This is a genomic window from Xanthobacter flavus (genome assembly GCF_017875275.1).
Lineage (GTDB): Bacteria > Pseudomonadota > Alphaproteobacteria > Rhizobiales > Xanthobacteraceae > Xanthobacter > Xanthobacter flavus_A.
Genome location: NZ_JAGGML010000001.1, coordinates 2,727,235 through 2,740,836, shown reverse-complemented (window position 1 = coordinate 2,740,836; position 13,602 = coordinate 2,727,235). Strand labels below are relative to the sequence as shown.

The window sequence follows — 13,602 nt, the reverse complement described above, 5'->3', positions numbered from 1 at the left end:
TCCTTGATGACCTCTTTGTTACGGCAGCTTTCGTTAACCATGTCTAAAAGCTGTCCTTCAGCCAGCGGCCGACGCGACCGAAATAGCCCGGTCCCTCGCCCACTGCCGCCTGCCGCCGGCGCGGCTCGAAATGTTCGAGCCCTGCCACCTGCGGATAGACGAGAAGACCTGCCGTCACCGCGAAGGCCGCGCCGCGCGCCGCCTCCGGAAGACGGGAAACCCCAAGCGGGCGGCCGATTCGCACCTGCGGGCCGATGACCCGCGCCACCAGATCCGCAAGCCCCTGAAGCTGCGCCGCGCCGCCGGTGAGCACGATGCGCCGGCCGGCATCCCCGGCATGGCCGGAGGCCCTGAGGCGATCGCGCAACAGTTCGACGATTTCCTCCGCCCGCGGCCGCACGATGGTGACCAGACGGGACTTCGGGACCATGTGCGGCTGGTCGCGCGAATCACCCGACAGGGGCGGCACGGTCAGCATGTCGTGATCGTCGGAGGAGACCGCCACCACGGCACCGTGCAGCGCCTTCAGGCGCTCGGCATCGGCGAGGCGCGCGGGCATGCCGCGGGCGACATCGTTGGTGATGTGCTGGCCACCCAGCGCCACGCCGTCCACATAGAGGCAGTGCCCGCTGGCGACGATGGAGAAGGTGGTGGTGCCGGCGCCCATGTCGATGAGCGTGACGCCCAGCTCCATCTCGTCGTCGGTCAGCGAGGAGAGCGCCGCCGCATAGGGCGCCGCCACCATGGCCTCGATGGAGAGATGGCAGCGCTCCACGCACAGCACGAGATTCTTCAGCGCGGTGAGGTCGGCGGTGATGACGTGCATGTCGGCGCCAAGCTCGCGGCCGAGCATGCCGCACGGCTCGCCGATGCCCCTGCGGCCGTCCAGCGAATAGCCCACGGGGAGCGCGTGCATCACGGCGCGGCCGTCGCCCACCGCATATGTGGAGGCGGCCTCCAGCACGCGGCGGATGTCGAATTCCTCCACCGCCGGGGCGGAGAGGCGCACAGCCGCCTCGTAATGCTGCGAGGCGAGCCGGCCGCCGGAGACGCCGACCACCACGGAGGCGATCTGCACGCCCGAGGCGCGCTCGGCCATGTCCACCGCCTGGCGGATGGCAAGTTCCGCCTTGGCCATGTCCACCACCGCGCCGCCCTTGATGCCGTGGGCGCGGGTGTGGCCGATGCCGAGCACGTCGATGGCGTGGGTGCGCCGCGTCAGCACGTCGGAGGCGCCGCGCGGCTTCAGGCGGGCGATGGCGCAGACCACCTTGCTGGTGCCGATGTCCAGCACCCCGACGATGCCGCCCTTCTTCGGCGGCAGCGGGCGCATCTTCGGTGCGAAGCCCTGGGCGAGCCGTCCCCTCATGCGGGGCCTCCCTTCTTTGCCTTGGCGCGGGCCTTGAGCATTTCGGCGCGGGCGGCGGCGGCAGCTTCGGACTGCCGCACCACCACGCGATCCGGCAGGCGCAGATCCACGATGGTGATGTCGCGGCTGAGCAGTTTCTTCTCGCGGTCGAGATCCATCAGCGAGACGAGCGCCGCCTCCAGATTCTGTTCCGGCAGGCGCACGTCGATGCCGTTGCGCGTCTTCAGCGTCCAGCGCCGCTCGGCGACGAAGATGGCAGCGCGCACCTGCTCCTTCAGCGCCGGCAGGCGCGCGAGCACGTCGACGATCTCGCCCACATGGTTCTGCGCCCCCTCGCCCACCACGATGGGCAGTTGCACGTAGCGCGGATCGTCCGAATAGGGCGCGATGGGGATGCCGTCGCGGGCGATCACCTTGAGCTCGCCGTTGATCTGCCACAGCGCATAGGCCTGGCGCTCGGAGACCGCGATCTCGATCCGGTCGGGATAGAATTTGCGCACGCTGGCGCTGGCGATCCAGGGCATCGCCTCGAGGCGCGTGCGCATCTCATCCGCGTTCAGGAAGAGGATGGAGGTGGAGGACTTGATGCCCGCCGTCTCCAGGATCTGCGCCGGGGTGACGTGATTGTGCCCGGAGATGTTGACTTCCTTCACCTTGAAGCCGGCCACGTTGCCCGCCGCGTCGGCCACGTCGAGGGCGATGGTCTTCGCCTCCTCCACATGGCCGCCGAGCACGGTACCGTAGGCGGAGAAGCCGCCGATCACCGCGATGGCGAGCAGGCTGGCGCTGCGCCGGCCGAGGCGCGAAGTGGACATGCGCACCGACAGACGACGCAGGAGAAGCGCGAGGCGGCTGGCCGGCCTTGTATCGATGGCGAGGCGCTTGTGCCGCCCGGGCGGCGGCGCAGCGGCGCGGGGCGCGGTGTCCGGCCGTGCGCCGTAGCCCGCTCCTTGGCGCTCGCCTGGGCGCTGCGGGGGTCGCCTGCCCGCGCCGGGGCGGGGTCCTAGCGATCCAGCGACGCGTCCTCCACCATCCATGTCACAAGCTCGCCGAATGAGATGCCCGCGTGAGCGGCCAGTTCCGGCACCAGAGACGTCTGCGTCATGCCAGGCTGGGTGTTGACCTCGAGACAGACGAGGCCGGAGGCATCGCCCTTCGATGGATCGAAGCGAAAATCGCTCCGCGACACCCCCCGGCACCCGAGAGCTCGGTGTGCCATGAGGCTTAACATCTGCACCCGTTGGTAAATTTCGGGTAAAATACGCGCGGGAAGGATGTGGCGTGATCCTCCCGGTGCATACTTGCTTTCGTAATCGTAAAACGCCTGGGTCGATTCAATTTCAATGACATCAAAGACCTTGTCGCCCATCACGGCGCAGGTCAGCTCGAGCCCGGCAATGAATTCCTCCACAAGAAGATTTTCTCCGTGGGGCCAGTCCTCGCGCGTGAGTTCCTGCGGCGGGTGGGCCTGATCCTCGCGCACGATGAACACGCCGACGCTGGAGCCGCCCGCATTGGGCTTCAGCACATAGGGCGGCGCCATCACATGCGCCTTCGCCGCCTCGGCGCGGCTGACGATCCCGCCCTTCGCCACCGGCACGCCGGCCGCGGCCAGCATGATGCGCGCCTGCGCCTTGTCCATGGCCAGCGCCGAGGCGAGCACGCCGGAATGGCTGTAGGGGATGCGCAGGATTTCGAGGATGCCCTGGATGGTGCCGTCCTCGCCCGGCGCGCCGTGCAGCACGTTGAACACCACGTCCGGCTTGAGGCGGGCCAGTACCTCGGCGACATCGCGGCCCACGTCCACCGGCGTCACGCGGTAGCCGGCCCCTTCCAGCGCGGCGGCGCAGGCGGCGCCCGAATTGAGCGAGACTTCCCGCTCGGAGGACCAGCCGCCCATCAGCACCGCGACGTGTTTCGCCATCGACGTCATTCCCGTTCCGAATCCGGCGCGCGCCGGCACCCGCCCTGAAGAGAGCAGCTTTGCGCCAGCACCATGGCGCGGTCCGGTTTTAGGTTTTGCTAACGGCTCAGGCGGGAGAGAGGGGAAGCCCGATCCTCTTGATCTCCCACTCCAGCGTCACGCCGGACGTCTCCTTCACCCGCCGCCGCACCTCCTCGCCCAGCCCCTCGATCTCGGACGCCGTGGCGCCGCCGAGGTTGATGAGGAAATTGGTGTGCAGCTCCGACACCTGCGCGCGGCCGATGGTGAGGCCCCGGCAGCCGGCGGCGTCCACCAGCTTCCAGGCGCTGGTGCCGGGCGGGTTCTTGAAGGTGGAGCCGCCGGTGCGGCTCTTGATGGGCTGGGTCGCCTCCCGGCTCTCGGTGATCTTGGCCATCTCGGCCGCGATCTCGGCCGGGTCGCCAGGGCGGCCTTCGAAGGTGGCGCGGGTGAAGATCACGTCGTCCGGCACGCCGCAATGGCGGTAGGTGAAGCCCATCTCGGCGTTGGTGAAGCGCACCTTGGCGCCGGCGCGGGTGACGCCCTCGGCCTCCACCAGCACGTCCTTGGTCTCGCCGCCGTAGGCGCCGCCGTTCATGTGCAGCGCGCCGCCGATGGCGCCCGGGATGCCGCGCAGGAAGGAGAAGCCGGCAAGTCCCGCATCCGCCGCCGCGCGAGCGACCTTCACGTCCGGCACGCCAGCGCCCGCGACGATGCGCGTGCCTTCGACCGCGACATCGGTGAAGCCGCGGCCGAGGCGGATCACCACGCCGGGCACGCCGCCGTCACGCACGATGAGGTTGGAGCCGAGGCCGATCACCGTCACCGGAAGATCGGCCGGGATATGCGACAGGAGATAGGCGAGGTCGTCGGCATCGGCCGGCAGGAACAGGAGCTGGGCCGGGCCGCCGACGCGGAACCAGGTGAAGTCGGAGAGCGGCGCATTGGCGGTGAGCGTGCCGCGCAGCTCCGGCAGGAGCGGCCGCAAGGCGGGTAGAAGATCAGGGAATGCGGCGGGGGCCGCCCCGCTGGTCTCGGCCATGCTCATGGTGTCACCGGTCCTTCGGGCGTGCCTCTCCCACACAAGGGGCGGCAGGGCAAGCCGGGCGATTTCCCCATGGCCGCCGACGTGGCATCATGTGGCTCCATTCGCCTGGAGCTGCCCACCATGAGCGAAGACGCGCTTCCGCCCGACACCAAGCTCACCACCACCAAGCAACGCTGGGCCGAGGAAGGCCGCTTCCTCACCGGCCGCATCGCCCGCCCGGATGCCGAGCGCCTGCCGCCCGGCCAGCATCTGGTGCGCGACTGGCCGGTGCTCGACCTCGGGCTCCAGCCGGTGGTGACGCGCGAATCCTTCCGCCTCGACGTCACCGGCGCGGTGGAGACCACCCTCTCCCTCGACTGGGCCGCCTTCTCGGCGCTGCCGCAGAGCCGCAGCCTCAGCGACATCCACTGCGTCACCACCTGGTCGCGCTATGACAATACCTGGGAGGGCGTGCTCACCCGCGACCTGCTGGAAGCCGTGCGTCCCGCCCCCCACGCGGCGGCGGTGATGCTGCACAGCTATGACGGCTACACCACCAACCTGCTGCTGGCCGACTTCGCCGCCGAGGACGCCCTCATCGCTCACAGCTGGGACGGCCGCCCGCTGACGCAGGAGCACGGCGCGCCCGCGCGCCTCGTGGTGCCGCACCTCTACTTCTGGAAAAGCGCCAAGTGGATCAAGGCGATCGAGTTCATCGCCCGCGACAAGGCCGGCTTCTGGGAAGAGCGCGGCTACCACATGCGCGGCGACCCATGGGCCGAGCAGCGCTATTCGGACGATTGAGGGCGCGCCACCCTGAGGCGCCCCTCCCCGAGCACCGTCATGGCCCGGCTTGTCCGGGCCATCCACCCCGCCGCGGGACACGTGCCCGCAAGCCGTTGACCGCTCTGGCCGAAACGTGGATCGCCCGCACAAGGCGGGCGATGACGGGGTGAGAGGAAGCGGGAAAGAGGAGCGATTGAGGTCGCCCTCACGCCGCGCGGCGGCGCGTGACCTCGGAGCGGGCGAAGAGTTCGGCCACCCAGTCCACGAACACGCGCAGCCGGCTGGTGAGGTGGCGGCTGGGCGGATAGACCACATGGATGGGCATCTCGCCCGCCTCCCAGTCCGGCAGGATGGGCACCAGCGCCCCGGAGGCGAGGTGCTCCTCCACCTGGAAGGTGGGCGACATGATCGCGCCCATGCCGGCCAACGCCGCCGCGATATAGGCGTTGCCGTCATTGGTAGCGACGTTGTAGCGCCCGGTCAGTTCCACCACCTCGTCGCCACGGGTGAAATCGAAGGGGTGGTAGCGCCCGCTCTGCTGGCTGAAATAGCGGACGAGCTTGTGCGTCTCCTCGAAGTCGAGAGGATGCTTCGGGACGCCGTAACGCGCGAGATAGCCGGGCGACGCGGCCAAGACGAAGCGCAGCACGCCAATGCGCCGCGCCACGAGGTTCGGATCCCGAATTTCGCCAACGCGGATAACGCAGTCCACATTCTCGCTTAGAAGGTCGACCGGCCGGTCGGTGCAGCCCACGTCCACGGCGATGTCGGGATAGCGGTCGACGAAATCCGGCAACGCCGGCATCAGCAGTTGCGTCGCGAGCGAGGGCGAGATGTCGATGCGCAGCTTTCCGCGCGGGACCGCCTGCGCCGAGGAGAGCGAACCGTCGAGCTCATCGATGTCGTGGAGGATGGCGAGCGCCCGCTCGTAATAGGCCGCCCCGTCCGGCGTCACCGTCACCCGCCGCGTGGTGCGGTTGAGGAGGCGGGTCTGCAGGTGCGCCTCAAGCGTCTGGATATGCTTGGTGAGCGTCGCCTTGGGCATCCGCAGGAGATCGGCGGAGCGCGTGAAGCTCCCCGTCTCCACAACACGGGTGAATGCGCGCATTGCAGCAAGCTGGTCCATCCGAAGCCCTCAAATGCATCATTATTCCCATAAGTGAACAATGAACTCATGAACTGGCGGTTTATCCCCTTCTAGATCGCCAATATGGTTTCCGCATCGCACAAGGGCGTGACGGCCGAAGAATGGCTTACCGCCCGAAAGGACGAGGCAGATGACCCCCACCAGCCAGACCATAACCCTCGAGACCGGGACCGGCACGCTGCCGGCGCGGCTCTACGGGTCGCGTCCGGCGAAGGGGTCCGCACCGCTCGTCTTCCACCTGCACGGCGGCGCCTTCACCGGCGGGACGCTGGAGTGCGGAGCCTATATCTCCGGCATTCTCGCGGCGGCCGGGGCGGTGGTGGTCTCGGCGGACTATCCGCTGGCCTGCGAGCACCCGTTTCCCTTCGCGCTGACCGCGCTGTTTGCCGCCGTCACAGAGGTCTATCGCCGCCGGGCCGAACTCGCCGGGCGCGGCGCACCGCTCTATCTGGCGGGGGAGGAATCGGGTGGCAACCTCGCCGCCGGCCTCGCCATGATGGCGCGTGACCAGCGCTCCCCTCCCATCGCCGGGCAGATCCTCGTCTCGCCCATGCTCGACCCCAGCCTCGCCACCGCCTCCATCCGCCGCGCCGATGCCGGCAGTTGCGGCTGCAAGTGGGCGGACGGCTGGCAGACCTATCTCGGCTCGCCCGAGAAGGCGGCCCATCCCTATGCCGCGCCCCTCGCCTCCTCCCGCCTCGGCGCCCTGCCGCCGGCCCTGGTGGTGAGCGCCGAGGACTGCCCCATGTGCGACGAGAGCCGGCGCTATGCCGACGCGCTCGCCTCGGCCGGCGTGCCGACCTGCGTGCACATCCTGCCGGGGCCGACCGAATGGCCCGACAGCATCTCGTGTCCGGCGCCGAAACCGGCCGCCTGGACGGGCGCGATGCGCGACCTGTTCCGCGATTTCTTCGTTTCCACGCGTCCCGCTTCACGGACCGGTCGGCTCAAGGCCGATCCGGCCGTCCTCTGACAGACCGACCGCCAAGGACTGCCCCGCCATGACCGCTCCGAACTCCGCTCCGAACTCCGCTCCGAACGTTACGCCCCCCACCCCCGTGTCGGCCGCCGACAAGCCCGCTGCCGCGAAGAAGTCCCGCCTCCGGGAGGCCCTGCTGCTGGGCACCGCCGCGCTCCTCGCGGTGTTCGGCGTCCTCTATGGGCTGCCCAAGGAAGGCGGCGCCCACGCCGACAAGCCCGCCGCCGCGACAGCCGCCCCGCCGGCCGTACCGGTCTCGGTGGCCACGGTCGAGCAGCGCGAGGCGCGCCTGTTCGACACCTTCTCCGGCCGCCTGGAGGCGGTGGAGCGGGTGGAGGTGCGCTCCCGCGTCGCCGGCGCCATCAAGGCCGTGCATTTCCGCGAGGGCGCGCTGGTGCGGGAAGGCGAACTCCTCGTCTCCATCGATTCCGAAACCTATGAGGCGGACGTGGCCGAGGCCGAAGCGCAGGTTGCCTCCGTGCAGGCCCGGCTGGACCTCGCCCGCAGCGAGCTGGAGCGCGGCGAGAAGCTGTTCACCACCAAGACGCTCTCCCAGAGCACCCTGGACGAACGCCTCAACGGCCAGCGCGCCGCCGAGGCCGGCCTGAGGGCCGCGCAGGCGAAGCTCGCGGCGGCGAAGCTCAATCTCTCCTACACCAAGGTCCGCGCCCCGGTTTCGGGCCGCGTCGGCAAGTCGGAGATCACAGTGGGCAATCTCGTTGCCGCCGGCCCCGGCGCGCCGGTGCTGACCACGCTGGTCTCGGTCGATCCCATCTACGCCAGCTTCAGCGCTGACGAGGGCACCGTCGCCCGCGCCCTCGCCGGCCTCGGCGGCGGCGGTGACGTGGCCGACCGGCTCGACCAGATCCCTGTCCTGATGACCGTCGCCGCCGGCACGCCGCCGGTGGAAGGCGTCATGCAGCTGGTGGACAATCAGGTCGATCCGCGCACCGGCACCGTGCGTGTCCGCGCCCGCTTCGCCAATCCGGACGGGCGGCTCCTGCCCGGCCAGTTCGTGCGGCTGGAGATGGGCCAGCCCAAGGCCGCGCCGGCGGTGCTCGTCAGCGAGCGCGCCGTGGGCACCGACCAGGACAAGAAGTTCGTCTTCGTGGTCGACGGCTCGAACACCGCGGTGTGGCGCGAGGTGACCCTCGGTGCCCCGGTGGACGGCCTGCGCGTCGTCACCAACGGCCTCTCGGCCGGTGAGCGCGTCGTTGTCAACGGCCTGCACCGCGTGCGCCCCGGCGCGGCGGTGACGCCAGAGCCCGTCCCCATGCGGGTGAGCGAGGCTGCAACCTCGACCGTCCGCTAACCCTGGCCCGTCATGGCCCGGCTTGCCCGGGCCATCCCCCGGACACGCCGGGGGATGACGGCTGAAAATTCCCCCTCGCCCCCTCCCCGCACGGAGGGGGTCGGGAGAGGGCTGCGCCGGGCGTAAACGCCCCCTCGCCCGGTGCAGCCCCTCACCCCCATTGCCGGACATATTCCCGCGCGCACCGCAGCGGGGGTGCCGGCTGCGTTCCGCGTTTCGCCCGTTTTCATCCAGCCGCCGCGTGGCGGGAGGGTTCCATGAACCTGTCCAGATTCTTCATCGACCGCCCGATCTTCGCCGGCGTGCTCTCCGTCCTCATCTTCCTCGCCGGCCTCATCGCCATGCGGGCCATGCCCATCTCGGAATATCCCGAGGTGGTGCCGCCGCAGGTGGTGGTGCGCGCCACCTATCCCGGCGCCAATCCCAAGGTGATCGCCGAGACCGTCTCGACCCCGCTGGAGGAATCCATCAACGGCGTCGAGGGCATGCTCTACATGTCGAGCCAGGCCACCACCGACGGCATCATGACGCTGACCGTCACCTTCAAGCTCGGCACCGACCCGGACAAGGCACAGCAGCTCGTCCAGAACCGCATCTCGCAGGCGGAGCCCCGCCTGCCGGAAGAAGTGCGGCGCCTCGGCGTGACCACGGTGAAGTCCTCCCCGGACCTCACCATGGTCGTCCACCTCATCTCCCCCAACAACCGCTACGACACCACCTACCTGCGCAATTATGCGGTGCTGAACGTGAAGGACCGCCTCGCCCGCATCGACGGCGTGGGGCAGGTGCAATTGTTCGGCGCGGGCGACTATTCCATGCGCATCTGGCTCGACCCGCAGAAGGTGGCCGAGCACGGCCTTTCCGCCGCCGACGTGGTGCGCGAGATCCGCGCCCAGAACGTGCAGGCGGCGGCCGGCGTGGTCGGCGCATCACCCGGCGCGCCGGGACTCGACCTTCAGCTTTCCATCAACGCACAAGGCCGCCTCGCCAACGAGGAGGAGTTCGCCAACATCGTGGTGAAGAGCGGCACCAACGGCGAGATCGTGCTGCTGAAGGACGTGGCGCGCATCGAGCTGGGCGCATCCGAATATGCCCTGCGCTCGCTCCTCAACAACACCCAGGCGGTGGCGGTGCCGATCTTCCAGGCGCCGGGCTCCAACGCCATCCGCATCGCCGACGACACGCGGCGGGTGATGGAGGAGATCAAGGAGAACATGCCGGAGGGCGTGGACTATTCCATCGTCTACGACACCACCCAGTTCGTGCGCGCCTCCATCGACGCCGTGGTCCACACGCTGCTGGAAGCCGTGGCGCTGGTGGTGCTGGTGGTGATCGTATTCCTCCAGACCTGGCGGGCCTCCATCATCCCGCTGCTCGCGGTGCCGGTGTCCATCGTCGGCACGTTCGCGGTGATGTACGTGTTCGGCTTCTCCATCAATGCCTTGACGCTGTTCGGCCTGGTGCTCGCCATCGGCATCGTGGTGGATGACGCCATCGTCGTGGTGGAGAATGTGGAGCGCAACATCGAGGGCGGCCTCTCCCCACGCGAGGCCACCTACAAGGCCATGCGGGAGGTGTCCGGGCCCATCATCGCCATCGCCCTCGTGCTGATCGCGGTGTTCGTGCCGCTGGCCTTCATCACCGGCCTCACGGGCCAGTTCTACAAGCAGTTCGCCCTCACCATCGCCATCTCGACAGTGATCTCGGCCGTCAACTCGCTGACCCTCTCGCCGGCCCTCTCGGCGCTGCTGCTGAAGGGTCACGACGCGCCCAAGGACCGGCTCACGCGGGTCATGGACTTTGCATTCGGCTGGTTCTTCCGCGGCTTCAACAAGGCCTTCGTGCGCGGGTCGAGCGCCTATGGCTCGGTGGTGCGCCGGACCATCGGCCACAAGGTGCTGATGCTCGGCCTCTACATCGTGCTGGTGGCGCTGACCGGCGTGCTGTTCAAGGCGGTACCGCCCGGCTTCGTGCCGGGGCAGGACAAGCAGTATCTGGTGGGCTTCGCCCAGCTCCCCGACGGCGCCACCCTCGACCGCACCGAGGAGGTGATCCGCAAGATGAGCGACATCGCCCTGAAGGAGCCGGGCGTGAAGTCGGCCATCGCCTTCCCCGGCCTCTCCATCAACGGCTTCACCAACTCGTCCAACTCCGGCATCGTCTTCGTCGGCCTCGACGAGTTCGAGGCGCGGCGCGACCCGGGGCTGAACGGCAACGCCATCGCCATGAAGCTGAACGGCAAATTCGCCGGCATCCCGGACGCGATGATCGCCATGTTCCCGCCGCCGCCGGTGCAGGGGCTCGGCACCATCGGCGGCTTCAAGCTGCAGATCGAGGATCGCGCCGGCCTCGGCTATGCCGCCCTCGACGCGGCGACCAAGGCCTTCCTTGGCGCCGCCCGGCAGGCGCCCGAGCTGGCCGGCCTGTTCTCCTCCTATCAGGTGAACGTGCCGCAGCTCTTCGCCGACATCGACCGGGTGAAGGCGCGCCAGCTGAACGTCGCCGTCACCGACGTGTTCGAGACCATGCAGATCTATCTCGGCTCGTCCTATGTGAACGACTTCAACAAGTTCGGCCGCACCTACACCGTGCGGGTCCAGGCCGACGCCCCCTTCCGCGCCCGCGCCGAGGACGTGGGCACGCTGAAGGTGCGCTCGGCCACGGGCGAGATGATCCCGCTCTCCGCGCTGCTCAAGGTGCGTTCGTCGGCGGGACCGGAGCGGGCCATGCGCTACAACGGCTTCCTCTCCGCCGACGTGAACGGCGGCGCCGCCCCCGGCTTCTCCTCGGGCGAGGCGCAGCAGGTGGTGGAGCGCATCGCCAAGGAGACCCTGCCCAAGGGCTTCTCCTTCGAGTGGACCGAACTGACCTACCAGGACATCCTGGCCGGCAATTCGGCGGTGTTCGTCTTCCCGCTCGCCATCTTCCTAGTGTTCCTGGTGCTGGCGGCGCAATACGAAAGCCTCGTCCTGCCGCTCGCCATCATCATGATCGTGCCGACGGGCCTCTTCGCCGCCATGACCGGCGTGTGGCTCGCGGGCGGGGACAACAATGTCTTCACCCAGATCGGCCTCGTGGTGCTGGTGGGGCTCTCGGCGAAGAATGCGATCCTGATCGTGGAATTCGCCCGCGAGCTGGAATTCGAGGGCCGCACGCCGGTCCAGGCCGCCATCGAGGCAAGCCGGCTCCGGCTGCGGCCCATCCTGATGACCTCCCTCGCCTTCATCATGGGCGTGGTGCCCCTCGTCACCTCCATCGGCGCGGGTGCGGAGATGCGGCAGGCCATGGGCACGGCGGTGTTCGCCGGCATGATCGGCGTGACGGTGTTCGGCATCTTCCTGACGCCGGTGTTCTACGTGATGCTGCGCGGGCTGGCGGGGAACCGGCCGCTCACGCAGCACGGGCACGCCCCGGCGGGCGAGGAGCCGGCCGCACACGCGCTCCAGCCGGGGGAGTGAGATGAGATCCCCCTCTCCCCTTGCGGGAGAGGGCCGGGGTGAGGGGTATTTTCTGCCGTTGGCACAACGGCCGGGACTGCGGTGCCAGCCCCCTCACCCCCAACCCCTCTCCCGCAAGGGGAGAGGGGAGCCGCAGCCAAGCAAGAGGATGTGAGGCGCCCCCCTGGGCGTCCGCCTCAGACGGCCACACCCATCATCGCCAACGCCTTCGCGAAGAAGTCCGGCCCGCCGAAATTGCCGGATTTCAGCGCCAGCACCATGGGTTCGCCCGGTTGGCCCTCGGTGCGCAGCAGCGGCACGCCGGGGGCGATCTCCGGGCCGACAAGGAAGGCGGGAATCTTCAGCCGGTCCACGCTCGCGCCGGAGGTCTCCCCGCCGGCCAGCACGAGGCGGCGCACGCCGGCCGCCACCAGCCCTTCGGAAATCGCCGCCGTGCCGTGCTCGATGGCGACGCCCGCCGCATGGCGGCCGAAGCGGGCCTGCACCTCCGCCACCTGCTCGGGCGCTCCGCTCGCGGCGATGAGCACCGGCCCGGACGCGAGGCGCGCCTTCGCCCAGTCCAGAGCGGCGGCGACCTCCGCCTCGGGATGGGTGACGAGCCGTTCGGCGGAGAGCCGCAGCACCGGCATCTGTCCTTCCGCAATGGCAATCTGCTCCAGCGTCGCCTTCGAGCAGCTTCCCGCGACCACGGCCGCAGGCCCGCCGATGCCCGCCGCCAGCGCCGCGCCGTCGCTCGCCTGCCGCAGCACCCGCCCGTCCGCGATGAGCGCGCGCGCCAGCCCGAGGCCGAGGCCCGACGCGCCGGTGGAGAGCGGCAGGGCCGCCGCCGCGATACCCACCGCCTCCAGATCCCGGTCGAACACGGCATCCACGATGGCCGCCGTGCGTCCATCCAGCGCCAGATGCTCCAGCCGCGCGGACACCGCATCTGCGCCCGCCGCCACATCCTTCAGCGGCACCAGTCCGACCCGGCCCGCGCTCTGGCGGGCGAGCACGCGCTTCAGGTCCGAATCGGTCATGGGGTTGAGGGGATGGTCCTTCAGTGGGCTCTCGTTCAGCGGCACGTCGCCGACGAAGAGATGGCCCATGTAGACGGTGCGCCCGGTCTCCGGGAACGCCGGGGTCACCGGCACGATGGCCGCGCCGGTGGCGAGGCGCAGGGCATCGGTGACCGGCCCGATATTGCCCGCGTCGGTGGAATCGAAGGTGGAGCAGACCTTGAACAGGATGTGCGAGGCCCCCCGCGATTTCAGCCACGCACAAGCCGCCAGCGACACCGCCACCGCCTCATCCGCCGGGATGGAGCGGCTCTTGAGCGAGACGACCACGGCATCCGCATCGGGCAGCGCCAGCGCGGCATCGGGCACGCCGATGGTCTGGACCGTGCGCACGCCCTCCTTCGACAGGGTGTTCGCGAGGTCGGAGGCGCCAGTATAGTCGTCGGCGATGACGCCGAGGGTGAGGGGCATGGGAAATCCCTTGGGCTCTTGGTGTTGGGGCCTGAGCCCTAATCGTTTCGATTAGAGCGCCACGCCCGTCCCGGCGAAAGGGGCATTGGAGGAGAACGGAGCGGGAAAATCGG

At 69.4% G+C, this 13,602-nt stretch carries 10 protein-coding genes; 4 read left to right on the top strand and 6 right to left on the bottom strand.

From position 1 onward, the window contains the following. Positions 1–43 precede the first annotated feature (43 nt). From ftsA to murB, 4 genes are all read right to left on the bottom strand, one after another. Complete coding sequence (ftsA, locus tag J2126_RS13200; RefSeq protein ID WP_209487405.1) at positions 44–1,369, bottom strand: cell division protein FtsA; 1,326 nt, start codon at positions 1,367–1,369, stop codon at positions 44–46. Further along, positions 1,366–2,184, bottom strand: coding sequence for a cell division protein FtsQ/DivIB (locus J2126_RS13195; protein WP_245327310.1), 819 nt, complete (start codon positions 2,182–2,184; stop codon positions 1,366–1,368). The genes ftsA and J2126_RS13195 overlap by 4 nt, the downstream gene beginning before the upstream one ends. Positions 2,185–2,372: 188 nt before the next feature. Then, positions 2,373–3,302 (bottom strand): D-alanine--D-alanine ligase, encoded by a 930-nt coding sequence (locus J2126_RS13190; RefSeq protein ID WP_209490122.1) that lies wholly within the window; start codon positions 3,300–3,302, stop codon positions 2,373–2,375. 97 nt (positions 3,303–3,399) lie between these two features. After that, positions 3,400–4,359 (bottom strand): UDP-N-acetylmuramate dehydrogenase, encoded by a 960-nt coding sequence (gene murB / locus J2126_RS13185; RefSeq protein WP_245327309.1) that lies wholly within the window; start codon positions 4,357–4,359, stop codon positions 3,400–3,402. A gap of 120 nt (positions 4,360–4,479) precedes the next feature. Here murB and J2126_RS13180 point away from each other — a divergent pair, with 120 nt between their 5' ends. After that, positions 4,480–5,142 (top strand): sulfite oxidase-like oxidoreductase, encoded by a 663-nt coding sequence (locus J2126_RS13180; protein WP_209487404.1) that lies wholly within the window; start codon positions 4,480–4,482, stop codon positions 5,140–5,142. Positions 5,143–5,329: 187 nt separating this feature from the next. On the opposite strand, the gene J2126_RS13175 is transcribed toward J2126_RS13180, so the two are convergent. Then, positions 5,330–6,250, bottom strand: coding sequence for a LysR family transcriptional regulator (locus tag J2126_RS13175; protein WP_209487403.1), 921 nt, complete (start codon positions 6,248–6,250; stop codon positions 5,330–5,332). Between the two features lie 151 nt (positions 6,251–6,401). Between J2126_RS13175 and J2126_RS13170 the strand changes: the two genes are divergently transcribed. From J2126_RS13170 to J2126_RS13160, 3 genes are all read left to right on the top strand, one after another. Beyond that, on the top strand, positions 6,402–7,244 hold the full coding sequence (locus tag J2126_RS13170; protein ID WP_209487402.1) for an alpha/beta hydrolase fold domain-containing protein: 843 nt from the start codon (positions 6,402–6,404) through the stop codon (positions 7,242–7,244). A 28-nt stretch (positions 7,245–7,272) separates the two neighbouring features. Then, positions 7,273–8,562, top strand: coding sequence for an efflux RND transporter periplasmic adaptor subunit (locus J2126_RS13165; protein WP_209487401.1), 1,290 nt, complete (start codon positions 7,273–7,275; stop codon positions 8,560–8,562). A gap of 257 nt (positions 8,563–8,819) precedes the next feature. Beyond that, positions 8,820–12,020, top strand: a complete 3,201-nt coding sequence (locus tag J2126_RS13160) for an efflux RND transporter permease subunit (protein WP_209487400.1) — start codon at positions 8,820–8,822, stop codon at positions 12,018–12,020. Positions 12,021–12,196: 176 nt separating this feature from the next. Here the strand turns inward: J2126_RS13160 and otnK are convergent, their stop codons facing one another. Then, complete coding sequence (gene otnK, locus J2126_RS13155; protein WP_209487399.1) at positions 12,197–13,489, bottom strand: 3-oxo-tetronate kinase; 1,293 nt, start codon at positions 13,487–13,489, stop codon at positions 12,197–12,199. Positions 13,490–13,602: the final 113 nt, after the last annotated feature.